The organism is Acidobacteriota bacterium, assembly GCA_016715115.1.
In the GTDB taxonomy this organism is placed as follows: domain Bacteria; phylum Acidobacteriota; class Blastocatellia; order Pyrinomonadales; family Pyrinomonadaceae; genus JAFDVJ01.
The window spans coordinates 771,166-796,139 of sequence record JADKBM010000016.1 but is presented as its reverse complement, the minus strand read 5'-3'; the positions used below and the strand labels follow the sequence as shown (position 1 = coordinate 796,139).

The 24,974-nt window shown below is 56.7% G+C and carries 19 protein-coding genes; 13 read left to right on the top strand and 6 right to left on the bottom strand.

The annotated features are described in order from the left end of the window. Window positions 1-40: 40 nt before the first annotated feature. Entirely contained in the window at window positions 41-739 is a 699-nt protein-coding gene (gene cybH, locus IPN69_21390; protein MBK8813261.1) for a Ni/Fe-hydrogenase, b-type cytochrome subunit, read from the top strand. Then, entirely contained in the window at window positions 714-1,187 is a 474-nt protein-coding gene (locus IPN69_21385) for a HyaD/HybD family hydrogenase maturation endopeptidase (protein ID MBK8813260.1), read from the top strand. Before cybH ends, IPN69_21385 begins: the two co-directional genes overlap by 26 nt. Before the next feature lie 47 nt (window positions 1,188-1,234). Here the strand turns inward: IPN69_21385 and IPN69_21380 are convergent, their stop codons facing one another. From IPN69_21380 to IPN69_21360, 5 genes are all read right to left on the bottom strand, one after another. Continuing rightward, the gene (locus tag IPN69_21380) at window positions 1,235-1,750 is read right to left on the bottom strand and encodes a hypothetical protein (GenBank protein MBK8813259.1); all 516 of its coding nucleotides are present in this window, start codon (window positions 1,748-1,750) and stop codon (window positions 1,235-1,237) included. Beyond that, window positions 1,737-2,249, bottom strand: a complete 513-nt coding sequence (locus IPN69_21375; GenBank protein ID MBK8813258.1) for a hypothetical protein — start codon at window positions 2,247-2,249, stop codon at window positions 1,737-1,739. Before IPN69_21375 ends, IPN69_21380 begins: the two co-directional genes overlap by 14 nt. Before the next feature lie 143 nt (window positions 2,250-2,392). Beyond that, window positions 2,393-2,968 (bottom strand): Uma2 family endonuclease, encoded by a 576-nt coding sequence (locus tag IPN69_21370; GenBank protein MBK8813257.1) that lies wholly within the window; start codon window positions 2,966-2,968, stop codon window positions 2,393-2,395. 78 nt (window positions 2,969-3,046) lie between these two features. Next, the gene (scpB, locus tag IPN69_21365; protein MBK8813256.1) at window positions 3,047-3,574 is read right to left on the bottom strand and encodes an SMC-Scp complex subunit ScpB; all 528 of its coding nucleotides are present in this window, start codon (window positions 3,572-3,574) and stop codon (window positions 3,047-3,049) included. Between the two features lie 136 nt (window positions 3,575-3,710). Next, a complete protein-coding gene (locus IPN69_21360; protein ID MBK8813255.1) occupies window positions 3,711-4,490 on the bottom strand; it encodes a segregation/condensation protein A in 780 nt (259 codons plus the stop codon). Between the two features lie 271 nt (window positions 4,491-4,761). On the opposite strand from IPN69_21360, the gene IPN69_21355 reads away from it, so the two are divergent. From IPN69_21355 to IPN69_21330, 6 genes are all read left to right on the top strand, one after another. Continuing rightward, window positions 4,762-5,493 (top strand): GntR family transcriptional regulator, encoded by a 732-nt coding sequence (locus IPN69_21355; protein MBK8813254.1) that lies wholly within the window; start codon window positions 4,762-4,764, stop codon window positions 5,491-5,493. Continuing rightward, entirely contained in the window at window positions 5,490-10,265 is a 4,776-nt protein-coding gene (locus IPN69_21350; protein MBK8813253.1) for a hypothetical protein, read from the top strand. Before IPN69_21355 ends, IPN69_21350 begins: the two co-directional genes overlap by 4 nt. Before the next feature lie 232 nt (window positions 10,266-10,497). Continuing rightward, window positions 10,498-11,709, top strand: a complete 1,212-nt coding sequence (locus tag IPN69_21345; protein MBK8813252.1) for a family 10 glycosylhydrolase — start codon at window positions 10,498-10,500, stop codon at window positions 11,707-11,709. A 10-nt stretch (window positions 11,710-11,719) separates the two neighbouring features. Beyond that, window positions 11,720-11,959: a hypothetical protein gene (locus IPN69_21340; GenBank protein MBK8813251.1), complete on the top strand. Its 240-nt coding sequence runs from the start codon at window positions 11,720-11,722 to the stop codon at window positions 11,957-11,959. A gap of 3 nt (window positions 11,960-11,962) precedes the next feature. Further along, window positions 11,963-13,687, top strand: coding sequence for a DUF4127 family protein (locus tag IPN69_21335; GenBank protein MBK8813250.1), 1,725 nt, complete (start codon window positions 11,963-11,965; stop codon window positions 13,685-13,687). Next, the gene (locus tag IPN69_21330; GenBank protein ID MBK8813249.1) at window positions 13,684-14,586 is read left to right on the top strand and encodes a substrate-binding domain-containing protein; all 903 of its coding nucleotides are present in this window, start codon (window positions 13,684-13,686) and stop codon (window positions 14,584-14,586) included. Before IPN69_21335 ends, IPN69_21330 begins: the two co-directional genes overlap by 4 nt. 45 nt (window positions 14,587-14,631) lie before the next feature. Here IPN69_21330 and IPN69_21325 read toward each other — a convergent pair whose 3' ends face one another. Next, window positions 14,632-15,054 carry a hypothetical protein gene (locus tag IPN69_21325; GenBank protein ID MBK8813248.1) on the bottom strand — a complete coding sequence of 141 codons (423 nt, stop codon included), beginning with the start codon at window positions 15,052-15,054 and terminating at the stop codon, window positions 14,632-14,634. A gap of 11 nt (window positions 15,055-15,065) precedes the next feature. On the opposite strand from IPN69_21325, the gene IPN69_21320 reads away from it, so the two are divergent. From IPN69_21320 to IPN69_21300, 5 genes are all read left to right on the top strand, one after another. Next, window positions 15,066-16,010 (top strand): ribose ABC transporter permease, encoded by a 945-nt coding sequence (locus IPN69_21320; protein ID MBK8813247.1) that lies wholly within the window; start codon window positions 15,066-15,068, stop codon window positions 16,008-16,010. A gap of 226 nt (window positions 16,011-16,236) precedes the next feature. Beyond that, window positions 16,237-20,028, top strand: coding sequence for a carboxypeptidase regulatory-like domain-containing protein (locus IPN69_21315; GenBank protein MBK8813246.1), 3,792 nt, complete (start codon window positions 16,237-16,239; stop codon window positions 20,026-20,028). Window positions 20,029-20,178: 150 nt separating this feature from the next. Continuing rightward, window positions 20,179-21,462, top strand: coding sequence for a citrate transporter (locus tag IPN69_21310; protein MBK8813245.1), 1,284 nt, complete (start codon window positions 20,179-20,181; stop codon window positions 21,460-21,462). Window positions 21,463-21,613: 151 nt separating this feature from the next. Then, window positions 21,614-23,101 (top strand): hypothetical protein, encoded by a 1,488-nt coding sequence (locus tag IPN69_21305; protein MBK8813244.1) that lies wholly within the window; start codon window positions 21,614-21,616, stop codon window positions 23,099-23,101. Between the two features lie 162 nt (window positions 23,102-23,263). Next, the gene (locus tag IPN69_21300) at window positions 23,264-24,973 is read left to right on the top strand and encodes a glycoside hydrolase family 3 C-terminal domain-containing protein (protein MBK8813243.1); all 1,710 of its coding nucleotides are present in this window, start codon (window positions 23,264-23,266) and stop codon (window positions 24,971-24,973) included. The last annotated feature ends 1 nt before the right edge of the window (window position 24,974 follow it).

Here is a 24,974-nt window from a genome sequence, read left to right as displayed (position 1 = left end):
GATCCGAAATCGCAAATCGCAAATCCAAAATGGAGATGTTATGGCTGCTAATCCACAAACAATTCCGTACCGACGCGTGTATGTCTGGGAACTGCCGGTGAGGATCTATCACTGGCTGAACGCGCTTTGCGTCGTGTTGCTGGCCGCGACTGGTTACATCATCGGTAATCCGCAGGCCATCTGGCAGGCGAACGAGGCGTATCAACAATACTGGTTCGGCACCGTTCGGTTCATTCATTTTGCCGTCGCGTACGTTTTCTTGTTCAACTTTATCGTCAGGATCTATTGGGGATTCGTCGGGAACAGATACGCGAAATGGGATCGGTTCATCCTTTACCATCCGCGCCAATGGCGCGATCTCTGGAACACGATCGTCGTCGATGTCCTGCAGCTCAAGTCGCACGGCCCGGCGATCATCGGACACAATAATCTGGCCGGTATCTCGTATTTCGTCACGTTTCTGATGTTCCTGCTGCAGGTCTTGACCGGTTTCGCGCTTTATTCGAGTATGAGCGATGCCTTTTTGCCCTGGCTGTTCGCCTGGGCGGTGCCGCTTTTCGGCGGCGACGCGTGGGTTCGCCAATGGCATCATCTGTTTATGTGGTTCTTCATCGTTTTCACGATCGTCCACGTCTATCTGGTGTTTTATCACGATTATTACGAAGGTCGCGGCACGACGTCGTCGATCATCGGAGGCTGGAAATTTGAACGCGATGACAAACTGCAAGACAGAGAATAAGAAAGTACTGATCCTCGGGATCGGGAACACGCTGATGGGCGACGAGGGAGTCGGGGTCCACGTCGTCAACTCGCTCGAAAACACGGTTTTGCCGGAGAACGTCGAACTTCTCGATGGCGGAACCGGGAGTTTTCTCTTACTTGAACCGATGCAGGCGGCGGAACGCGTTATTCTTGTCGATGCGACCATCGACGGCGCGCCGAACGGAACGATCCGCCGCCTGCGTCCGAAATTCTCGACGGATTATCCGCGGACGCTGACGGCGCACGACATCGGGCTCAAGGACCTGATCGACGCATTCTACTTGATGGGGGACACGCCCGAGGTGACGCTTTTCGCGGTCTCGATCCCGCCGCTCGGCGATATGACGCTGGAACTCTCGCCCGAAATCTCGAGCGTCGTTCCGAAGGTGGCCCAGATGGTCCTGGACGAATTTCGAAATCCCTGATCCCGCACGGATTACGCGCCTGCGCGTGACCGGTGGAAACCGCCGGCTCAGCTCTTGCCGATAAACGAGTTAAGCTTCGCGATCATTTCCGGTGATGCGTTCCCGGGTTGCGTTTGGATACGGATTCGATCGTTGTTCGCCAAAACCAGAACGACAAATGACAAAGCCCCGTCGTCTTCCGGTGTCTCGATCCCGAATTCCTTGATCTGTGAGATCGGATAGCGTTCGCCGTCATTGGCCCACAGACCGCGGCGGCGAATAAGGATTGTCTGCGACCGGCGGTCGATGGTTGTGGAGATCATCGGAGTTGCCGCCATCGATACAAACAGCAATGCCAATCCGAAGACAAAGAAGACAACCATCACGAACATAAGGATCGTGAGCCCGCGGGTATAGAAACTTTGTCCGCTCGAGCCAACGAAATGGTGCGGAGTAAGCCAGGCCGAATACAGCATAAAGACCCCGAAGCCTCCGAAAAGAGCCGCGAAAACAGCGCCCCAGATCCAGTTGCTGAGCGGGAAGTCACGAATTGTCACCCTTGAATCGGTCTCAGAGATCCTCATCATCAAACTCTTGAAACACCAACTCGGTCGGCATCAGCTGTTTTCCGGCAAATTGGTTCGCGGCAAAAACGAATTTGCGTTCGTTCTCTTCGAAATGGCTCGCGATCGCGCCGATCGTCAGTACCTCGCCGTTGACGAGTTCCATACCGAACCACCAGATCTCGGCGCCCTCGGTATCGCGATCTTCGATCAGGCGAAATCGTTCGACATTTTCGAACTTGTAAACGAAGGTTTCACGGCCCATAAATCCATAACGCGTCCAGACGACGATTTCGTTGAACCGATCGACGACGACGTTCGAGATCGGTGCGCGCGAGATGATCCAAACGCCTGTTCCGACACCGATCACGCCGAACACGAGCGCGATCGCCAGCATCAACGGCGATTGTCTGTCCCAATCCGTGAGTCCGCCGAGCGCACCGTAGACGAACGCTCCCCCGACAAGCACGAAAAAGAGCCCGAAGATCCAGACGCAGCCGGGCGTTTCGTGGATAGTCAATTTGTCATTCGTTTGCGTTATCTTCACGGAATATTTCGGTTTGTCTTGACGGTTTGACCGGCGCGCCAACCAGCGCGAAAGCGACGGGGAAATTCACACTGAGGCGTCAACCGAGCGATTCCGGAACTCGATGAAGGTTGCGATCAAGCTTCGCCCAGAATAACGTCAACCGGAATTCTGATCTCGCTCAAAACCGTCGATTCCGCGATCTCGCCGCGCTGCAGGATCTTGACGAACTCGTAACCGGATTCGGACGGCTGCGAATGGATCTCGACACGGTTGTTTTCGAGATCGACGAGCCAAGCTTCCGGGATTCCGCTCGACGCGTATTTCGGGAATTTGACGTTGCGGTCATATTTTACTGTCGTATCGGCGACCTCGATGGTCAGCAAAACGTCGGCGGCCGTCGCGCTCACGGATCGGTAATAATCGTCACGGCGCCTGAGCAGCGCGACGTCGGGCTGCGGCTCGCTGAAATCGTTGAGGATGATGGGGTTCTGAGTCCAAACTAAAACCCGATTGAGTGACCGGTCGCGCAAGGCATCAGACAACGCCATCACAGTTCCGGCGTGCCGTTTTCCGATTGGTGACATTTCGACAAATTCTCCTTCCCATAGTTCGAGGCGTTCTTCAGGTTCGAAAACGCCCATTTCGATGAACCGGTGATAGTCCTCGACGGAGAATTTGCGATCGGGCAGAGTTGCGAGAAATCGAGACATATTGTTACTCCGTGATGGTCATTGAATCTATTTTTCTACAACATCGGGGATTCGGCAAGAGAAATTTCCGAGCGGCGATCAAACCGATCCGGCGAGATCTTCGAAATCCTCGATCGACGGCAATTCCGAAAGGTCTTTGAGGCCGAACTGGATCAGAAAATCTTTGGAGGTCCCGTACATCATCGGACGTCCGACGGTTTCTTTTCTGCCTTTGGCGGTGATCAGTCTTTTGTCGAGCAGGGTCTTGATCGCGGATGCCGACTGGACGCCGCGTATCTCGAGGATTTCGGGAACGGTGACGGGTTGCTTGTATGCGATGACGGCGAGCGTTTCGAGCGCGGCGAGCGAGAGCTTGGCGCTCGGGCGCGTTTTGAGATAACGGCGGACCTCTTCGTGAAACTCCGTGCGCGTCGCGATCTGCCAGCCGCCGGCGATCTCGCGCAGCTGCAAACCGCCCTCGCGCGTCTCGAACTCGCGCTGCAATTCCTCGACCGCGGCCTGAACCGTCTCCTTGTCTTCGTCAAGAACCTCGGCAAGAACCTTGACCGTTACGGGCTCGTCCGCGACGTAGATCAACGCCTCGGCGATCGCTACGATCTCGGACATTTCGCGGGATTTTTTTTGTTCCAGCTCTTCCATAGTTTGTCAGTGAGCAGTGCAAAGCGCAGAGTGCAGAGTGCAAAGTGCAGAGTGCAAAGTGGGGGGCGGACTACATCATCCACTAAGCACTTTGCACTCTGCACTATGCACTGCTTACCGCTCTCAGAATCACATCGCCGAAGGTCGTTTTCTGCGAAAGCTTGACGCTTTCCGTTCGGACGATCTCAAGAACTGCGATGAACGCCGTCACCAACTCGCGGCGCGTGTGAAATTCCTCAAAAAACTCCAGCAAACTCAGCGGATGCCCGTCAAGCAGCCGCGCTTTCAAACCTCTGATCATATCCGCGAGACTGATTTCCTCGCGTTCGATCTCAAGCTTAACCTCATCCTTATGCCGCGCGAGGATCTTCTGAAACACCGTCAAGAGATCGAAAACGCCGGCGTTGATCTCGGCGTTGTTGTCGTCGGACTCGATCCGGCCGCGCGGGAAAACGGCCTGTTCGACCGTTGTCCGCTCATAGAGCATCTGGGCGGCGTTCTTGAACTTCTCGTACTCCAGCAACCGGTCGACAAGTTCGCGTCGTGGATCGTCGATCCCGTCGTCGGATTCGTCACTCGGCACGATCGGCAGAAGCATCCTCGACTTGATCTCGATCAGCGTCGCGGCCATCACCAGAAAGTCGCCGGCGACCGAAATGTCGAGCGTTTTCATCAGCCTGATGTACTTCAGATACTCGTCGGTGATGCGCGCTATCGGAATGTCGAAGATGTTCGCCTGCTCCTGCTTGATCAGAAACAGCAACAGATCGAGCGGCCCGGCGAATTCGCCGAGCTTGATCTTGAGTTCGTCCCGCGATTCGCGAAGGATCTCCGGTTTTTCGCGAAAAAAGTCGAAACTGAGTTGTTCAGTCTGAGTCTGCATTCGTACAGCGGCCGGTGCGGCAATAGGATACTTTAGAACGCCGAATGCTCACAAGCGAGACGGCCCGCGGATATCGGGAACGCCTTGAATTTTCAAATCTCGATTCCACTATCCGCACGATCGCCCTCGGGATCTGAAAACTGAGGTTCGCGATTTTTGTAAAGGGATCAACGGCGTTGAACGATCGGCCGATTTCGATTAAATTCAAAAGCTCTTCTTGCTTTTTGTTCGTCAATCATTGTATTAAGTGGTCTAGTCCAATTTTGCACATATGCAGTTAGAAAGAAATGCCGCCACGCCGCTCCATCAGCAAATTCATTTTCTGCTGCGGCAAAAGATAGTTTCGAACCAGTTGAAATCGGATGAGTCGATCCCGTCAGAGCGCGATCTCGCCGAAGAGCTTCAGGTCAGCCGGATGACCGTGCGCCAGGCGCTCAACGCCCTTCGCGAGGAAGGACTGATCTATCAGAAGCGAGGCAAGGGGACGTTTGTTTCTCCGCTCAAATTGGATATTCACACGCGGAATCTCAAGGGGTTTTCGGATGAAATGACGCGCCGCGGAATGAAGCCCTCATCGATGATCATCGATGTCCGCACCGATAGCGCGAGCAAGGAACAGGCGGAGAGACTTCATCTGGAGATCGGGGCGCCTGTATTTACGCTCAAGCGTTTACGGCTTGCGGACAAGATCCCGATGTCGATTGAAACAACGACATTGCCGGCGACGAAATTCGGCGGACTAAGCAGGAACAATTTTGAGACGGAATCGCTCTATCAGATACTCGAAAACGACTACGACGTGAAGATCTATGCCGCGGCCGAGGACCTGGAAGCAGCGGTGAGCGACGCCGTAACGTCCGGATTCTTAGGAGTGACAGAGAATTTCCCGCTCTTGATCGTATATCGAACGGTCTTCGCCGAAGGAAATGAGCCGATCGAGTTTACGAAATCGGTCTATCGGGCCGACCGGTATCGGGCATCGTTTTATTTGGTCAAAAAATGACTTGGGATTTCGGATTTCGGATTTCGGATTCAAGACCTTTCGGCCGCTGGTTTTTCGCGACCCTGTTCGTGCTGTGCGGATTTTTCGTTCAGGCCCGGGCGCAGAACGAACTTTCAGAGATCGCCGACGGCGGCATTATCGCGAACTGGCTGATTTCGAACGAGTTTCCGGCTGAGATAGACGCCGGGATGTGGGAAAATTTCAATCGCTTCAACATCGAAACGCTCCCGCAGAAGGATTGGCTCAAGCCCTTCGGAAAACCGTTGCCGGGCAAGCAATCGGCGATATCGGCCAACAACGCGGATCCGCAATCACGAATCACGAATCCGAAATCGAACGAGCCTTTGCCGGAAGTTGGAGCCGCAACGACTGTCCGGGTATTCCCGGATGCAAGCGAGATCAAGTGGACCGAATTCGTTGAAAAAGACGAAGTTATCGCGTTCAATCTGTTTCACGAAGGGAAACCGATCGGGACCGCGTACGCGGCGAGTTACATCAATTCGGATGCGGAAGCGTTGCGGTTTATCGAGACCGACGGGTTTCTCGGTACGATCTGGCTCAACGGCGAAAAGATCTACGACGGTTACTCGTTGACCCTGCGAAAAGTCGCGGCCGCACGGTTCAAAAAAGGCGAGAATTTGCTGATCGTGCGGTCTTCGGGCGTGTTCGGCGATTACTGGCGCAAGGATGGCGGTTGGAAGGCAACCGTTCGTGTCTGGATCGAACAGGCGGCGGCCGAACGGTCGGCGGCGTACAAATCCATCAACGCTCCCGGCACGGTCTTTTATCTCGAGGGATTTCACGTCGATCCGGTCTATCTGCAGGACCAGCGCGGGTATTCGAAAGTAACGCTCTCGAATATGAATCAATACGTCGCTTCGCTCCGAGCTGACGCGAACTACGGCGTGTTTTTATCGGAGATCGATTATTTGAAGCCTTATCTCGACACGCATCCGGAGGATCGCGAGTTTCTGCGGCGGGTGGTCGCCGAGGGCCGCGTCGGCACGGGCGGCGCCTACAATCAGCCGAACGTGAACACGATCGGCGGCGAGGCATTCATCCGAAACATTCTCTACGGCCAGGAAATGCACAAGGCGATGCTGGGCCGCAAATCGAAATCGTTGGCGCTATGGGACGTTTTCGGGCATTCACCCCAGATCTCGCAAATCGCTGCGAAATCAGGGTTCAACGGCATCGCATGGTCAAAAAAGATCGCCGGATTCCAGCCTTTTTTCTACGATTACGCGCTCGACGGCTCGCGTCTGCTTCATCGACGCGTCGATTACGCCTATTCGTTTTCGGGGTTCGGAAGCGGCAAGAATTACACCTTCGAGAACTTCCTGCGGATGACCGAACGCAAATTCGCCGAAACGCGCTCGTTCGGCTCGAGCGTCGATCTTCGCATCAACGCCGCCGATTTCACGCCGCCGTGGACCAATCTCGCCGGAAACGTCGAACGACTCAATCAAAACAGGCCGCAGATCAAAACGACAGGCCAGGCGCAGGATCTTTATTTCGACGCGCTCAACAAAGAGATCGCGGACGGAAAAGTGAAGCCGCCGGTAAGTTCGCGCGACAAACTGTTTTTCCACGTCGGCGTGTCGATGGCGCGTTCGGATCTCAAGATCGGACAGCGCATCGCCGAAAATATGACGCTCACGGCGGAGAAGTTCGGCTCGATCGCGTACCTGCACGGCGCGAAGTATCCGGATCTCGCGCTCGACAAGGCCTGGCGGCAGATCTTTTTCGGTTCCCATCACGATGCGATCACCGGCACGCCGTCCGATTCGGCGTTTCTTGATCTGGTGCTCGGGTACCGCGAGGCGTTCGAGCTGTCTAAAGGCGCGCTTGACGATTCGCTCAAATTCATCGCTTCGAAGATCGACACCACAGATTCAGGGTCGCGGATTCCGATCGTTGTTTTTAATCCGTCGAGTTGGAAGCGATCGGACCTCGTCCGCGCCAAGGTTCGCTTCGAGCGGCCGGTTCAGAACTTTGAGATCGTCGATGCCTCCGGAAAACGGATCGCGTTCGATCTTGATCTCAAGCAGTCCCGGATCGATGATCTTGGAAATTTGTTCGAAGCAGCGATACTTTTCCGCGCGGTCGACGTTCCGTCAATCGGCTACAGAACTTTGTTCGTCGATACCTCTCGACCGAAGAGCAAGCTGGAAATTGAAACCTCTGAGGCACGAACCATAGAGAATGAGTTCTATCGCGTCACGGTCGATCCGGCCAAGGGCGGCGCGGTGACCTCTGTTTTTGACAAGAAAGCGAACCGCGAGGTAATTACCACAGCGAATGGCCGGTTCGGAAACGAGATCGCGGCGTTGCGGGAAGAACTGACCAAGAAGAACGTCATATATCCGGCTTGGGAGCTTTGGACGACCGGCCAGAAGCGGTTCTCGTCCGAAACGCCGGCGGCCGTGAAAATGACGCGCGACGCGATCGGATCGAGCCTTGAGATCGACGGCACATTGCCGAATATGAAGGCGTTCCGTCAGACGATCATCTTGCGGAACGGCATCAAACGAATCGATTTCAAGACCGAGCTCATCGATTACAAAGGCAAGGACGAACTTTTCACGGTCAATTTCCCGCTGAATCTGTCGGGCGGCGCGCTGGTGACCGAGGACCGGTTCGGAACCGTCGTCCGCAACGGATCGAAGGGATTTCTTGATTTTCGCACGAACACCGACAAACTCGTCTCCGGAGCGCCGGTTTATTCGGTCAACAACTGGGCTGGCTACGGATCCACGTTCGATCTCAGATTCTGGCGCGATTCGCAATCCGTCGCGAGCGTGCCGCTCAAACCGGCGGCGCTCGTCCGTCCGCACGGCGAACCGTTCGAAAAAGCAACCGAAAAGATCGTGTCTGCGCTCATCAAACGCGGCGTTTCCGTAACACCGTTCTATGACGACAACGATGCCGCGCGGCGCAAGGATCTTCCGATCGAGGATTCGACGATGCCGAAAAAGCTTAACGACGACATCGCGTATCACGGATTCCGTATCGCGCTTGGCGGCGAAAGCGAGAATGCGTACACGAAAGAGCTGCTAACTCTGGTTTTGGCGGAATCAAGAGCGAAATTCGAAGAGCGCATCGCGCGTGACGGATTCGCGTTTCTCTTTCTTTACGACAAACGCGTTCCCGAAGGCTGGGCGCCGATGCCGGTTCTGATCATTGCCGGAAATATCGAAAACGCCGTTGAAAAATTGACCCTGCCGATAATCAAGGGCTCCTCGACGGCGCAGCCTTCCTTTTTCAAGGGCGAGACCGCGAAGCGCGATTACGAACGGCTCGACACGTTCGCATTCGACCTCGGAATTGATTCGTTCGCGATCGAGACGAGTCCTTCGACTGAGCTTCCGCAAGTCCCCGATTACGGCGTCGCGCTGATCAATAACGGTACGGCCGGTATCTCGCTCGAAAATCCGAACACTCTGACGATGCACCTGACACACACCGCGCTCTGGCCGGCGGTCAATTTGCCGTTCGAATTCGTTCCGGAGAACAAAACGCACGTTTTCAATTACTCGCTTTATCCGTACGAAAAAAACTGGCGCGAGGCGAACGCCGTCGGGGCCGGTGACGACGTCAATAATCCGCTGATTGCGGTCCAGGCCCGACTTCAGCCGGGAAAACTGCCCAAAGAGAAGAGCTTTATCGGCACTCCGTTTTCGAATCTTGTCGTTTCGGCGTTGAAAGTCGGAGGCAATCCTCAGGCGACGTTCAACTCGAAGGAAGAACGTGAAATGACCTTTTATCCGACCAACCAATTGCGCGATCGCAAAGGGATTCGGTCCGTGATTCTTCGCGCTTATGAATCGGCAGGTCAGGGCGTTCCCAGCCTGATCAAAACGGGTTTCGATATCGAACACGGGGCCGAGATCGGACTTGCTGAGCAGTCCGATTACAAACGAAGCGGAATCGCGTTTGGCGGTCGAGACATCGGAGGTCTCGACAGTTTTGGCGCCAACGAGATCAAGACGTTCGAACTGTTCGGCAAACGCGAATCGAACGAAGATCAACAGTTGGGGACGGTGAAAGAGTCGGTCCAACCGGTCTTCTCGCGCTACTGGCTGCACAATATGGGCGCGGCGCCGATCGGGAACGATGCCGTCAAGGTTTCGCTCCGTCCCGTCGAGCAGATGGGCAATCTTTCGAGCTTTTCCTGGGACGACCCATACAATCAGGGCGGCGTGACGACGAACGCGGTGCGCGTTCAGGTCGTCAACAACTATCAGGACCGACGAATCGCGGGCGAGGTTTTGCTTGAGGTTCCCGAAGACTGGCGCGTCGTGCCGGACCGCCTAAAATACGACATCGAGCCAAACGGATCGTTCGTCAAAGATATCGTCGTGCTCGCTTTTCCGGTCAAGAAGAACCTTGATTTCGAACGCGCTTCAGGTTTGGTCAAGGCGCGGATCGAGCACAATGGCCAGACGTTTCAGGACGTTCTCCAGATCGGCAAACAATACAAGCTTGAGTGGCGGACTGAGAAAACGGTTGACGGGATTCGTGTTTTTGTTAGGAATCCGCACCGCCAGGCCGTCGAGGGCGCCGTGGCATTGATCACGCCACCCGAAACCTGGGCGCTCGGAGAGTATTCGACGCCGCCGATGTTCCCGCGCGAGCAGGGCTTTTCTGTCCCGCCGCGAAGCGAGATCGCGATCGATTTCACGACCGGCGCGTTCCCGCCCGGAACCTGGCAGATGGCCCGGCTGGTGTACAACGGGAATTTGGAGTACGAGAAAGTAAGTAAAAAGTAAAAAAGTAAAAAGGCAACGTCAGAACCGGGAGCGGTAGCGACCGGGAAAACAAAGTCGGAACCGGGAGCGGTAGCGACCGGGAAAACAAAGTCGGAACCGGGAGCGGTAGCGACCGGGAAAACAAAGTCGGAACCGGGAGCGGTAGCGACCGGCTAAACGAAAGCAAAGTCAGTACCGCCAGCGTAAGCGGGCGGGCAAACGCAAACAAGTGGTGAGATTTTCAACGAGGTCAATGTACGCTGTCGCGTCACGATTTGAAGCGCTTTGCCGGTCGCTATCGCTCCCGGTTCTGACATTGATCGTCTTCGCGATTCCTTCTGCCGCCGCCGACCGCGCCGTCTGGGTCCGGCCTTTCGTTTCGGCGACGCAGCCAACGAGGAAAGATCCGGTCGAGGCGCGAAAGTACATTCGGACAGAACTCGAACGGATGAAACGCGCCGGATTCAACGTGGTTTTTCTTGAAACATTCTGGGACGGCTACACGATCTATCCGTCGCGCGTCGTTCCACAGCGGCCGCTTTCGATCCCGTACGGCGTCGCCCGAAAGGATGAGGCGGGGCAGACGGAGACGTACGACGTTCTGCAGTTTTACATCGACGAAGCCGAGAAACTCGGCATCCGCGTCGATGCCTGGATGCATATCTTTCATCAATGGAGCACGAATCTCGGCGATCCGTCGAAGTCGCCGATTTTTTCGAAGTTTCCGGAATGGATGGCGCTCGATATCAACGGTTCGCCGCTCGTCAAAAGCGAGGCCGAGGGCGCGAACCGCGAGGTCGACAAGGTTTTTATGTCGCCGTCGAACGCCGGCGTACGGCGCTTATTGGTTAACGTGATGCGCGAGATGGTCGCGAAGTATCCGAAACTCGGCGGCGTCCAGCTCGATTACATACGTTACCCGCTCCATTATCCGGAAACTCCTTTCGATTATTCGGCCGACGCGCTGGCGCAGTTCAAAAAGGACACGGGACTCGACGCGAAGACACTCAAGTCGGAAGCCGAGAAGCGGCAGTGGCAGGATTGGAAGACGCTCAAAGTTACCGAAGTCGTGAAACTAGTGAGCGACGAAGTTCGCAAGAGTCAGCCGAAATGGCAAATATCGGTGGCGGTTTTTCCCGATTTCGAGAACACCTTGAAAGTCAAGATGCAGGACTCGCGCGACTGGGCCGCCAAGGGCTACATCGACGCGTTCTATCCGATGTGCTACAGCCCGAACTTCGACACCGTCGATCGTTGGGCAAAGGAATTCCGGCGCGAGATCAAGCCGCCGATGAAGGTCTATCTGACGCTTTACGTGACCCATTTCTACAAGAACAATTCCCTCGACGAGCGCTTCTTAAACGTTGAAAAGAAATACGGTTACGACGGCCTCGCGATCTTTGCGTCGCAACTCGTGACGGACGATCTGGCGGAAAAGCTTGGAGTTTGGGACGCCGGAAAATAGAATGGCTTGAATGAAAAGGACACTATCAATTGACACGGATGTTTTGATCGGGATCGAACGCTATGCTTTGCGCCACGACTTGGACTTTGACGACGCCGTGAATGACCTGTTGCGGGTCGCGATTAGCGGTCCCGGATTCGTAGTGAAGTCCAGGTCGTTGGGGCAGCCATTGCTGCCCGTTGACCTGGACAAGATCTCATCGGTGCTTTCGGATCTTGACGAAGCTGAAGGCCGGTTTCCCGGTAACTAGACTATGATCAGAGTTGGACGAAAACGGCTTTTTTGCGTTGCGCTGTTGATTTGCGTCGTACATTTGTTGGCCGCAATTTCGTCGAGCGCCCAGACAAAACTCACTTCCAGGATCCTGCTGATCCCGCTCGATGATCGTCCGCCTTGCTTGCAAATGCCTGTAAAGATGGGGCTTATCGGCGATGCAGAGGTTGTCGTGCCGCCGCGCGCGATGCTCGGACGGTTCACGGAATTCGGAAGATCGGACGAGATCGTCGAATGGATCAAGAAGCAGAAACTGACATCGTTCGACGCCGCGATCGTCTCGATCGATATGATCGCCTACGGCGGACTCGTCGCGATGCGCGAGTTTGAAACAACATCCGAAACGGCGCTTAAACGACTCGAAGTGATCCGCGCCATTCGGAAGGCGGCGCCCAAAATGCCGATCTACGGCTCGAGCGTGATAATGCGCCTCGCGCCGACCGGCAACGTCGTCAATGAATCTTATCGCGTCAATCTCGCGCGTTGGGCCGAGATCTCGCCCGATCCGGCAAAGGCGCAGGAGACCGCGGAACTCGAGGAAAAGATTCCGGCAGAGGCGCTCGCGAAATACAAGAAAGCGCGCGAACGCGATCTGCGGATCAACCTCCACACGGTCGATCTGGTCCGCGAAGGCGTGATCGATTATCTAATTCTTTCGCAGGACGACGCGAAGCCGAACGGCGTCCATATTGCCGACCGCGAGACGCTGATCGCAAAAGTGGCCCAACTGAAACTTCAGGAAAAGATCGCCATCCAACCAGGCGCGGATGAAGTTTCGATGCTGCTCCTGTCCCGCGCGCTGACCGCCAAATACAAGTATCAGCCAAAGATCAAGGCGATCTTTTCAGATGAAAAGCTGGCCGACCAGTTCATGCCGTACGAAGACCGTCCGCTCCGCAAGACCGTGAGTTTTCATATCAAAGCCGCCGGCGGCGTCGAGGTCGCCGATGAAAAGGACGCGGCGATATTGTTCTTCGTTTTTGTGTCGAGGTTTGAAAACGGTGCGGCAAATCGGTTCGCTCAGCGGATCAACGATGAAATCTCAACGCCGAACGGCGATGGCGTTTCGTTTCCCAGAGCAGGAGCAAATCAGCTGATAGTCGCGGACGTCGATCCGAAGGGTGAGATTCAGGGCGCCGACATCGAGTTTACGAAATCACTTTTGCGCAGATCGATATTTTCGCGGGTGCTCGGTTACGCGTCATGGAATACTGCCGGTAACACGATCGGCACTGCGGTTCCGCACGGGATCATCAGCGGTGCGTCGAAGTTTCTGATTAATCGGGCGATCGGAAAAGGCGTGCGGGCAGCGGATGCCCAACGTCTGAATGCCTTCAGGCTCCGAACCGTTCGCGGGCATACGTGGTTTATGGTCAATCGCCTGCTCGATGACCACGCATATCATTCGATCGTTCGTCCGAAGGCGATCGAGTTTGCGCGCTCCCAGGGCTGGAACGTGTTTCGTTTTGAATCCGAGCAAACGACAGCCGTTGAACGGTACTCGGTTCGGGAAATGGCCGGCTATGTTAGGACAAGCCTTGATCCGGTCGCCGTGAATGATACGTGGGTGGCCTGCCCGGACATTTCGAAATTCAGTTTTCGGTTGCCGTGGGGGCGGACATTCGAAGCCGAGCTCGATTTCGAGCTAACCTGCAAGCTGCTTATACCAATAATCCCCGGAACGAGACGAGTCAAATCATTATGAGAATCAAACTAATCGTTTTACTGACTTTAACAGCGATCATCGGAATCGCGTGCAACCAAAAACAGACGACCGGGCCGAGCGGAGAAAAGAAGAAGATCGGCGTCACGCTGCTCACCCGTGAGCATCAGTTCTACAAGGACCTTGAAGCCGGTCTGAAAGAGGCCGCGGACAAGAACGGGTTCGAACTGATCGTCCAATCGGGCGATATGGATCTCGCGAAACAGCAGTCGCAGATCGAGAACTTCATCGTTCAAAAAGTCGCCGCGATCGTTGTTTGTCCGGCCGACACCAAAGGCATCGGGCCGGCGATCGAAAAGGCGAATGCGGCGAAGATTCCGGTATTCACGGCCGACATCGCGGCCAGCGGCGGAACCGTCGTCTCGCACATCGCGTCGGACAATTTGCAGGGCGGAAAGGTCGCGGCCGAGTTCATCGCCGGGCTTTTGAAAGACGGCGGCGAGGTCGGGGTCATCGGCCAACCCGAGGTTCAATCGACGATCGACCGCGAAAAGGGATTCAAAGACGAGATGGCGAAGTATCCGAATATCAAGATCGTCGCGACGCTCAACGGCGGCGGCGTCCGCGACCGCGCGACCAAGGCGACCGACGATATGCTTCAGGGAAACCCGAACCTGAAAGCGATCTTCGCGATCAACGACGACTCGGCATTGGGAGCGCTTGCCTCCGCAGAAACGCGCGGCAAAAAGGACCTCATCATCGTCGGCTATGACGCAACGCCCGAAGCCGTCGGCAAGATCAAGTCGGGAACGATGCTCAAGGCCGACGTCGCCCAAGACCCGAAGCTGATCGGATCGAAGACGATCGAAACGATCGCCAAGCATCTCAAAGGCGAAACGGTCGAAAAGATCGTCGCGATTCCGGTCACGATCGTCAAGTAAGTTTCGATTTGCGATTTGCGATTTGCGATTTGGGATTTCGGGATTTCATTCCGATTCCGGAAATCGAAGAATTAGGACTTTGAGATCCCAGGAAGCCTTGAAATACTCGGAATCCTGGAATCTGGAATCTGGAATCTGGAATCCTGGAATCTGGAATCCTGGAATCTGGAACCCTGGAATTCTGGAATCCTGGAATCTGGAATCCTGGAACCCTGGAATCTGGAATCCTGGAATCTGGAATTCTGGAATCCTGGAATCCTGGAATCTGGAATCCTGGAATCCGGAATCCTGGAACCCTGGAATCCTGGAACCCTGGAACCCTGGAACCCTGGAACCCTGGAATCCTGGAATCCTGGAATCCGGAATCCTGGAACCCTGGAATCTGGAACCCTGGAATCCTGGAATTTGGAATCTGGAATCTGGAATCTGGAATCCTAGAATCCTAAAATCGCAAATCGCAAATCGCAAATCAAAAAGTGATGTTCCAGAAGTACATAATCCTGCTCGCGATCCTCGCCGAGGGCGTCGTTTTTGCGATGCTCTCGCCGCAGTTCTTGTCGGTCGACAACCTGCTCAACGTCGGTTTGAGCATCGCGATCACCGGCGTCCTGGCAGTCGGGATGACGTTTGTGATCCTCACCGGCGGGATCGACCTCTCGATCGGTTCGGTACTCGCGCTTGCCGGGATCGTAGCGGCGATCTGCGCGAAAAGCATCGGCGATTCGGGAGTCATCGTCGGCATCATCGCGGCGGTCGGCGTCGGAATTGTCTGGGGCGCTTTCAACGGGATCACCGTCGCGCGTTTCAAAGTCCCGCCGTTCGTCGTCACGCTCGCCGTGCTGACGATCGCCCGCGGGTTGTCGTTTATCGTCGCCGACAAGTTTTCGGGGTCGACGTCGGTAAGCGACCTGCCGGCCTCTTTCGCATTTATCGGGCGCGAAAAGCTCATCGGGATTCCGGTGCCGGTGATCATTATGCTGATCGTGTTCGCGTCCGGCTGGTTCGTGCTTTCGCAGACGCGGTTCGGCCGATACGTCTACGCCATCGGCGGGAATTCCGAAGCGTCGTTTCTCGCGGGCATCAACGTCAAGTCGGTCACGTTTTGGGTTTACGTCCTCAATGGGTTCCTTGTCGGCCTGGCCGGCGCAATGCTCGCATCGCGCCTCGGCGCGGGACTCGCCAACGCCGGGATGCAATATGAACTGGACGTGATCGCCGCCGTCGTCGTCGGCGGAACCTCGCTGATGGGCGGAAAAGGCAGCGTCATCTCGACGCTCTTCGGCGCGATCTTCATCGGGGTTCTGAACAACGGGTTGAATCTCGCCGGCATCGATCCGTACCTTCAGAAGATCGCGCTCGGCGTCGTCATACTGCTCGCCGTCCTTGCCGATCAGCTTCAGAAATCGAGGGTGATGCGGACCTGATTCGGCGCGCGGTTTGGGAATCCGCCGTAACGGGCGATCGTCCGGCGTCAAATTTGACTTCGGGTTGCAAGTCTGTTATTTTTGGGTGGTCTAGTCCACTATTGAAGCGCGGCATTTGAAGAAAAGTATCCCGATCTGCGATCTCCGGATCCTGTCCGGTCGCGCTGAACACGGATCCAAGACACGTCCAAGCGAGAACGATTCATAACGAAACTGGAGAAAAAGTATGAGATTGCTGTCGAAGAAACCGATCATCCCGTTTGTGTTGATCCTGGCATTTATGGCGCTCAACGTTGGCGCCCAAACGATCACCGCGACCCTGACCGGCGAGATCAAGGATCCGAACGGGGCCATCGTCCCGGGTGCGAATGTCACCGTCACCTCGATCGAGACCGGTTTGTCGAAATCGACCCAGACGAACGAAGACGGCCGCTACACGGTCACGTTCTTGCAGCCGGGAACCTACAGCGTTACGGTCGAAAAGTCCGGTTTCGCCAAGGCCGAGCGACCGAACATCAAACTTGAAACCGGTCAGACGGCAGGTCTCAACATCAGCCTCTCGCTCACTGCGGGAGAAGTGACGGTCGAGATCGAGGGATCCGAGACCCCTTTGCTCCAAACGGAAAGCTCGGCAATCGATACGACGATCGAGAACAAGTTGGTCGAGGATCTGCCATCGGGCGAGCGCAGCGCTTTGGCGTTCATCAATCTCGTCCCGGGCGCGATCGACGCGGGCTTCGCGCAGGCCCGCGGGGAAGGTCTGAACGAGAACGGCAATGCTCAGGGTCCGATCGGGTCGCCGGGCAACCGCAATTTCTTCGACTCGAACTTCTCAGTAAACGGCGGACGTTCGTCAACGAACGACGTTCTGCTCGACGGCGTTTCGAACACCGTGGGTGACTTTAACGGCGTTGCCGTCCAGCCGCCGCAGGATTCGATCCGCGAATTCAAGGTCGTTGCCGGTTCCTATCCGGCCGATTTCGGCCGAAGCGGCGGCGGCATCGTTTCGATTGCGACGAAATCAGGCGGAAAACGATTCTCGGGCGCGCTTTACGAGTACTATCAGGACGGCGATCTCAACGCTAACGGCTGGCAGAGAAACCGGCGCGGTCTGCGCGCCAACGGAACGCCGACATTGCCGCGCATCGACATCGTCCGTCACCAGTACGGCGGTGCGCTCGGCGGGCCGCTCGTCGCGCCGCGCTTCGGAATGCGCGAACCCGGCGAGAGCTTTTTCCGAAAGCTGGACAAGACCTTCTTTTTCTTCAATTACGAAGGACGGTTCGAAAAGAATCCGTTTAGCCGTGAGATCACCGTTCCGACACAACGCATGCGAACGGGTGATCTCAGCGAAGTTCCGGTGACGATCATCAACCCGTATGTCACGGGCCGGACGACCGCGTTTGCCGGCAACAATCTTTCGACGCTTCCGACCTGTTCTTCGTCGGCACCGCGGACGGCCGCGTGTCTCGATCCGGTTGCACTGGCGGTGCTCAGATACATCCCGTTGCCGAACCAACCGGGCACGACGCTCAACTACATCTTCGACGGCAAGGCGGACTTCCGGCGCGACATCTACGCGTTCCGTCTCGATCATACCTTTTCGGACAAGCACAGTCTTTTCACGCGATTCAGCTACGAGAAACGCTTCACTTCTGAACCGAACTACTTCGAAGGCAGCGATGCGGCGAACGTCCGGAAGGTGAAGGACACCTTCTACAATCTCACGTTAAACGACACTTATTCGCTGACCCCGACGCTGATCAACAACTTCCGTTACGGCTATACCCGCGTACGGGCCAACCAAATCCCGCAGAGCCAGGGATTCGATCCGACGGCGCTCGGGCTTCCGGCCGATTTCCGCATAAGGGCGGCGCAGCTCAAGTTTCCCGATTTCACGATCGGCGGCGCCTCGAACGTTCCGGGCGAGATTACGAGCGGCCAGATCGGCGGCGCCGGAAACGACCAGCCGCGCGACACCCATACGATCGCCAATGCAATGACCTGGGTCAACGGCAACCAGACCTGGCGGTTCGGCGGCGAGTACAGGCTTCTGAGGTTTTTCCCGTTCCAGTTTTTCACGCCGACGGGTTCGTTCACGTTCAATCGCAACTGGACCGCGAATGCCTCCGGTGTCGGCGGATCGGCTCTGGCGTCGTTCCTGCTCGGGCTTCCGGCCAGCGGCAACCAGGAGACCGTGGTGCCTTTGACGCTTTATCATCACTACGGTGCCGGATTTGTGCAGAACGACTGGCGCGTCAGCAACCGTCTGATCCTGAATCTTGGCGTTCGCTGGGATTTTGAGACCGGCACGGGCGAAGCGAACGGCGCGATGACCAACTTCGATCTGAATGCGTCGTCGCCGGTCCAGGGCCAGCAGAATCTGGCGAACCTCGATCTGTTCGTTTCGCGGCTCAACCCGAATGTTGCAGCCAACAAGGGCCTCTTGAGTTTCGTCGATGGTCCGCAAACTAAAACGAACTACGACCGGTTCTCGCCGCGAATCGGGTTCGCGTTCAAGATCAACGACAAGACGACGGTCCGCGCCGGCTACGGTCTCTTCTACGTGCCGATCTCGATCGAGAACCCAGCCGCGCAGGGCACGAACTTCACGTCGGCCGTCCCGCAGGTTGCGAACCAGACGGCGACGCTCGCCTCGGCAGCAAGCGTAATCTACCTCACGAACCCGTTCCCGGCCGGTATTCCGGTTCCGCCCGGCACGTCGCTCGGCGCCCGCACTCGGCTCGCTCAGCAGGTCTTTGCGGTCGAACCCGAGCGCGAGAATCCGTACAGCCAGCAGTGGAATATTGTTCTTCAGCGCGAGATCGCAAAGAACACAGTTCTCGACATCGCCTATGTCGGCGGCAAGGGCGTGCGTCTTCCGATTCAGAGCGTCGAACTGAACGAGATTCCGGCGAGCACCCTCGAGTTCGCGCGCAATAACTTCAACCAGCCCGGCACGTGCGGGACGACGGCGAATCCGACCGCCGCCTGTACGAGCACGGCGCAATTCTTCACTTTCACGGTGGCGAATCCGTTTTCGGGTTTGCTGAACGTTCCCGGCGCCAGCACGTCGGTTTCGGGCGCGACGGTCCAGCGGCTTCAGCTTCTGAGAGCCTATCCGCAATACACGAGCGTCCAGTTGTTCCGGCCGCATTGGGGTTCGAGCGATTATCATTCGCTGCAGATCAATCTCCAGCGCCGTTTCTCGAACGGGCTTTCGGGCACTGTAAATTACACTTGGTCGAAACTCCTCGATACCGGCGGCGTCGGCAACGGCGCGGCGTTTCTCGACGCGACGGCGATCCAGGATGCAAGCAATTTCGGTCGCGAGTATTCGTATTCGACGCTCGACGTTCCGCACCGGTTCGTGGCGAGCTGGACGTACGAGTTGCCGTTCGGCAAGAACAAGAAGTTCGGCAAGAACTGGAACGGCATAACACAACTCCTCCTCGGCGGCTGGCAGACATCCGGTACCTACACTTGGCAGAAAGGCACGCCGATTCCGATCACCGCGACGAACTCGTTCCCGGGCGCCGTCGCGATCTCGTCGGCCGTGCGCCGGCCCGACCGAATCGCGGGCAGTTCGAACTTCAGCCTCGGCACGTCGCGTGACAACATCGTTGCGCAGGGACTTTGGTTCGATCCGGCGATGTTCGTCGATCCGATTTATTCAGGCTCGGCGAACAACTTCGTCTTCGGCTCAGCAGCCCGTACCTACAACGATATCCGGCGCGATAATTACCGGAACATCAACCTTTCGGTCCTGAAGAATTTCTACTGGGCCGAGGGGCGGCAAAAACTCCAGTTCCGCGCCGAGTTCCTGAACGCTTTCAACTGGGTCGTGTATGGAACTCCGGTAAGCACGCTGAACGTAACCGGTGCGGTCGGTACCGCAAACAACAACACGCTGAACCCGGCAAACCCGTGTTTCGCTACGCAACAGTGTTTCGGGCAGGTCCGCACCCAAGGCAACACGCCGCGAAACATTCAGCTTGTGGTTCGTTATACGTTCTAGACGGTAGACGGCATCCATTTGCGATTTGCGATTGGCGATTTGCGATTGAGTTTCGAGGATTTGATGTTTTGACTCCGGGCGACATCGTTTCGGAGCAAAGGGCAAGAATCGGCAATTGCAGATCGCAAATCGCAAATTGCAGATCGCAATATGTTCATCGCGCTTCTCATTATCTTTGTCGTCTTTGCGGCGTTGATGTTCACGCGCAAAGTTCCGGCGTTGCTGGCGGTGCCGGCGATGGCGATACTGATTGCCGCGGTCGTCGGGACGCCGATCTCCGAAATTCTCAACAGCGTAATTTCAAGCGGCGCCGTCAAACTCGCGCCGGCGTACGTGGCGGTCTTCGCCGGCGCGATGCTCGGGCGCGTGATGATGGAAACCGGGATCGCCGAAGGCATCATCAAGCGCGCGGCGGAATTCGGCGGCGACAAGCCATTGGTCGTCGCATTCGGATTGATGTTCGTGACGGCGGTTCTGTTCACGTCGCTCACCGGCCTCGGAGCGATCATTATGGTCGGCTCGCTCGTACTGCCGATAATGATGAGTCTAGGCGTCCCGAGAAAGCTCGCGGGAACGTTCTTTCTGCTCGCTTTCGCGACCGGTTTTATCTTCAATATTTCGCTCATCCGCTTTTATCGCGACATCCTTCAGGTCGCGCAAGACGCGCCGCTTCCGCCCGAGATCGTTCGTTTTCAACTCGTTTTGCTCGCGGTGATGGCGACCGGCGTCGTGATCTACACCGTCATCGCCGCCAAACGTTCGCCCGAACTGAGCCTGATGACCGGCGAATCAAAGGATGCTATCGTCGCCCGCGCCAAAGATGCGCCGCTGATCTCGTTCCTCGCGCCGATCATTCCGCTCGTGCTTTATTTCGGATTCAACAACCGCGGCTGGAAAGAGGTTCCGTCGTTCCTTGCCGGTTCTCTGTTCGCCGTCATCGTGACCCAGCCGAAGCGGGCGATCCGGATCCTGACGCAGGGCCTGATCCGGGGGCTCGAGGACGGCGCGCCGGCGGCGATCCTGATGATGGGAATCGGGATGCTCATCAACGCGCTCCAACTGCCGGCTGTCAAAACGGCGATCGAGCCTTTCATTCAAACGCTGCCGGTTGGGAGCCCGATCTCGTACGTGCTCTTCTTCGGAATACTCTCGCCGCTGGCGCTCTATCGCGGCCCGTTCAACCTGTTCGGACTCGGAGCCGGATTTTTCGCGATCATCGCAGCCGCCGGAATTCTGCCCGCGATAGCCGTTCTCGCGGCGGCGATGGCGATCGTGCAGTTGCAGAATGTTTGCGATCCGACCAACACGCACAATGTCTGGACCGCGAATTACGTCGGCGTCCGCGTCGAGGAGCTGACCAAATCGACGATCCTGACGATGATCGTGATCTGCTTCGCAGCGCTGATCTTTGCGGCCTTGATGTTCTTGGGATAAGTCGGGCAACGGCCCTTTTTTGCATTGGAACAGCGGCCTCCGGCTGATCCGGGAAATCTGCGGATTGCGCGTGAAACGGCATTTAGATTGACTTTGAGCCGAAAGGAAGAATTGACCGCGGCCGTTGGAAAAGGGCCGCCAAGATCCGAATATGAAGCAACTCGTATTTTTTTTGATACTGATCGCCCCGGTCGCGGCATTTGCACAGTCGAGAACCGTAACCGCGCAGAACGGGCAGAGCTACAAGATCGCTTCGACCGACACCTTTCGGGGCAACGAAGAGTTGTGTCTTTACACGGTCGGATATTATGCGAAAAAACCGACGAGCGAAGCCGGCGTCGATGTCTACATCGTCGAAAACAAGATCGTCGAGATCCGCGACCGCGCCGGCTTCGTTTTTTTGCAGAATAAGCCTGATCCCGGGCCGATCGCGGTCGGCAAGGACGGCTTTGTGCTCAGCGGACACGGTGCTGCGCGGCGTTGGGTGCTCGCGAATCTAAAGGTCGGCGAAGCGGTCTCGCTCGACGGCAAGCCGCCCGTTTCGCTCGCGAGCCCGTACGCCTACGCCGGCTACGGGATGATTCAGACCGTCGACAACAAGACCTACTATTTCGACGGCAAGAACTCGCCGCGCAGCCAGAACCTCGTGATCTATTACTCTCCCGATGTTTATCAAAAGACCCCGCCGAACGATTCGGGGATCGACATTCTCGTTGTCGGCGGCAAGGTCGACGACGTCAGGGACCGCGCGGGAGCGGTCTATCTTGAAAAGAAAGCCGATCCGGGACCCGTGATGATCGTTGACCCCGCCAATTCGTACGTTATCTCGGGCAATGGCGACGGCCGGAATTGGCTCCTCGCCAACATCAAAGCAGGTGACGAGATACGCGTCAGCGGCGTCGATCTGACGAAAGAGGTCAAACCGTTTCCGGCGGTTCCTTGCTTTCCCGGGGCGTTCTATCGGAAAGCCGTTTCGAGTTACGATTCGTGGACCGGCATCGGCGGACTCGTGAAACTCGGCACGCCGAAAACGGACGAGACGCGTGTCGGCTCGAATGGCCAGCCGCTCGACAATTTTTCGGTCTATATGGGTGGGAACGCCGGCGGGAAATTCGAGGTCGACGCCGGATTGACCTGGGAGTTCACGGTTGACGAAACCGGCAAAAAGAGCGATAAACGCAATGCCTTTCGGCCATTCTGGCGGACCAAGACCTGGAACGCGGCGCCCGCGAAAAAGGAATTCTATTTCTATCCCGGCGAAACCGTGCAGATGGCGGTGCTTGTCGCGGGCGTCGGTAAACTCCGGCTGATCATCACTGACGGCAAAACGAAGGTTTTTCAACAGGACTTCGACGCCGAAGGATTCGTCGCCGGCGCTCCGCGGCAATTCAAGCGCGTCAATGCCATCGATCAGGTCGGGAACGAAGGCAAGCCGGCACAGGCGACAAAAGCCGAGTTCACGGGATCGGAATGGCTGCAGACGATTCTCATCCGCGGCGAAGGCGCGGCGGCGCAACAGGTTGTTTTGTCTCCGGAACGCTTTACTGATATGCGTTGCGGCACCGGAAATGTCGTGCTCGGCCCGTTCGACCGGGCGAAAGGCGCGGAGAAGATTGATATCTTCGGGATCACGAGGTGACATACCGCGATTTGGGGTGTATCGGAAAAGTGGCTTCCGAGTGCCCGCAGTGGCGTGCGGCGAAAAGGGATTTTCTTTCGGAAATCGGTTCCGCATCGTCCGGAGTTTGGGCGGAACGCCGGTCCGGTCTTGAAATCGCGATCCCGCGTGGTTATATAAGGTATGAACAAAATCGTTTCCATTGTTTTGATCCTGGCCGTCTCGTGCCAGCTCCTGCTTGCCCAAAAACCCGACAAAAAGCAATCAAACTGGGTCGAAAAGACGCTCAGGTCGCTGACGTTGCGCGAGAAGATCGGTCAGATGATCAATATGCGTATGTCGGGCGAATTCGCGAATCTTTCGGGCGAGAAGTTCGCCGAATACAGGCGTGAGATCGAGGAAAGCAAGATCGGCGGATTCACGGTGTATCGCGGCGAGGCCAACGCCGTCGCGGCGCTCACGAACGAACTCCAGAAGTTGTCGAAACTGCCTCTTTTGATCGCCGCCGACTACGAACGCGGATTGCGAATGGGACTGCGGAACGGTACGCCGTTTACGACGAATATGGGACTCGGCGCGACCGGCGACACGGCGGCGGCATATCGTCAGGGCCGCATCATCTGCGAGGAAATGCGCGCGATCGGCGTCAATTGGCTTTTCGCGCCGGTTGTTGACATCAACAACAATCCAGATAATCCGGTCATCAACATCCGCTCGTTCGGCGCCGATCCGCAAAAGGTCGGCGAATTCGGATCGGCGCTCGTGAAAGGCGTGCGCGAGGCGAATTGCCTTTCGACGCTGAAGCATTTTCCGGGTCACGGCGATACGGCGACCGATTCGCACATCGGGCTTTCGATCGTTCCGATCGATCGGAAACGTCTCGACGCGGTCGAACTCGTCCCGTTCAGGATGGCGATCGAAGCCGGCGCGGATTCGGTAATGACGGCGCACGTCGCGCTGCCGAACATCACCGGCGACAACATCCCGTCGACACTCAGTCCGAAGATCTCGACCGACATTCTGCGGAAAGAGCTGAAGTTCGACGGCATCATCTCGACCGACGCGATGGAAATGGGAGCTATCAAGAAAACGTTTTCCGACGAGCGCTCGGCGGTTCTCGCCGTGCTTGCCGGCGCCGATGTCGTCCTTTTGCCGAACAGCACGAAAGTCGCGATCGACTCGATCGAGGCCGCGGTCAAAACGGGCGAGATCACCGAAGCGAGAATCGACGAATCGGTTCGCCGGCTGCTCAAAGCGAAGCATCGTTTGGGGCTCGCGCAGAATCGGTTGGTCGACCTCTCAAAGGTGAACTCGATCGTCGAGCGGCCCGAAAACGTCCGCGAAGCGAACTCGATCGCCGAACGCTCGATAACGCTTCTCCGCAACGAGAACGACTTGCTTCCGCTGACCGCCGAAAACGCCCGAAAGACGATGTTCGCGGTCGTCGCCGCCGACGATGACGCGGTCGAAGGCTCGGCGTTCATCCCCGAAGTCTTGCGCCGCGTACCGAACGCGGGGATCTTCAGGCTCGACCCGCGTTCGACTCCGGCCGACTACGAACGGGTCCTCGCCGAGGCGAAGAACTTCGACCGCATCGTCCTTGCCGTTTTCGTGAAACGCGCGGCAAACAAAGGCACGGTGGCGCTTCCCGAAATGCAGACGAATTTCGTCAGACAGGCGATCGCCGCCAAAAACACGGCCGTCGTCGCCTTTGGCTCGCCGTATTTGATCAGGCAGTTTCCGGAAGCCCGGACATACTGCGTTACCTATGCGATCGAGGAAGTTGCCCAATTCGCGGCGGCGAAAGCGCTATTCGGCGAGGTGAAGTTTCTGGGAAAACTGCCGGTTTCGATGCCTGGCCTCTTCGAGATCGGAGCCGGAATCACGAGGTGAC

Bases quoted from the DNA above. Each gene is read 5' to 3' on its own strand.
- scpB (MBK8813256.1), bottom strand. From the start codon at position 3,574: ATGTCCGAGATCGTAGCGATCGCCGAGGCGTTGATCTACGTCGCGGAC.
- IPN69_21340 (MBK8813251.1), top strand. From the start codon at position 11,720: ATGAAAAGGACACTATCAATTGACACGGATGTTTTGATCGGGATCGAA.
- IPN69_21320 (MBK8813247.1), top strand. From the start codon at position 15,066: ATGTTCCAGAAGTACATAATCCTGCTCGCGATCCTCGCCGAGGGCGTC.
- IPN69_21360 (MBK8813255.1), bottom strand. From the start codon at position 4,490: ATGCAGACTCAGACTGAACAACTCAGTTTCGACTTTTTTCGCGAAAAA.
- IPN69_21345 (MBK8813252.1), top strand. From the start codon at position 10,498: ATGTACGCTGTCGCGTCACGATTTGAAGCGCTTTGCCGGTCGCTATCG.
- IPN69_21330 (MBK8813249.1), top strand. From the start codon at position 13,684: ATGAGAATCAAACTAATCGTTTTACTGACTTTAACAGCGATCATCGGA.
- IPN69_21300 (MBK8813243.1), top strand. From the start codon at position 23,264: ATGAACAAAATCGTTTCCATTGTTTTGATCCTGGCCGTCTCGTGCCAG.
- IPN69_21385 (MBK8813260.1), top strand. From the start codon at position 714: ATGACAAACTGCAAGACAGAGAATAAGAAAGTACTGATCCTCGGGATC.
- IPN69_21335 (MBK8813250.1), top strand. From the start codon at position 11,963: ATGATCAGAGTTGGACGAAAACGGCTTTTTTGCGTTGCGCTGTTGATT.
- IPN69_21370 (MBK8813257.1), bottom strand. From the start codon at position 2,968: ATGTCTCGATTTCTCGCAACTCTGCCCGATCGCAAATTCTCCGTCGAG.
- cybH (MBK8813261.1), top strand. From the start codon at position 41: ATGGCTGCTAATCCACAAACAATTCCGTACCGACGCGTGTATGTCTGG.
- IPN69_21315 (MBK8813246.1), top strand. From the start codon at position 16,237: ATGAGATTGCTGTCGAAGAAACCGATCATCCCGTTTGTGTTGATCCTG.
- IPN69_21355 (MBK8813254.1), top strand. From the start codon at position 4,762: ATGCAGTTAGAAAGAAATGCCGCCACGCCGCTCCATCAGCAAATTCAT.
- IPN69_21350 (MBK8813253.1), top strand. From the start codon at position 5,490: ATGACTTGGGATTTCGGATTTCGGATTTCGGATTCAAGACCTTTCGGC.
- IPN69_21310 (MBK8813245.1), top strand. From the start codon at position 20,179: ATGTTCATCGCGCTTCTCATTATCTTTGTCGTCTTTGCGGCGTTGATG.
- IPN69_21380 (MBK8813259.1), bottom strand. From the start codon at position 1,750: ATGAGGATCTCTGAGACCGATTCAAGGGTGACAATTCGTGACTTCCCG.
- IPN69_21305 (MBK8813244.1), top strand. From the start codon at position 21,614: ATGAAGCAACTCGTATTTTTTTTGATACTGATCGCCCCGGTCGCGGCA.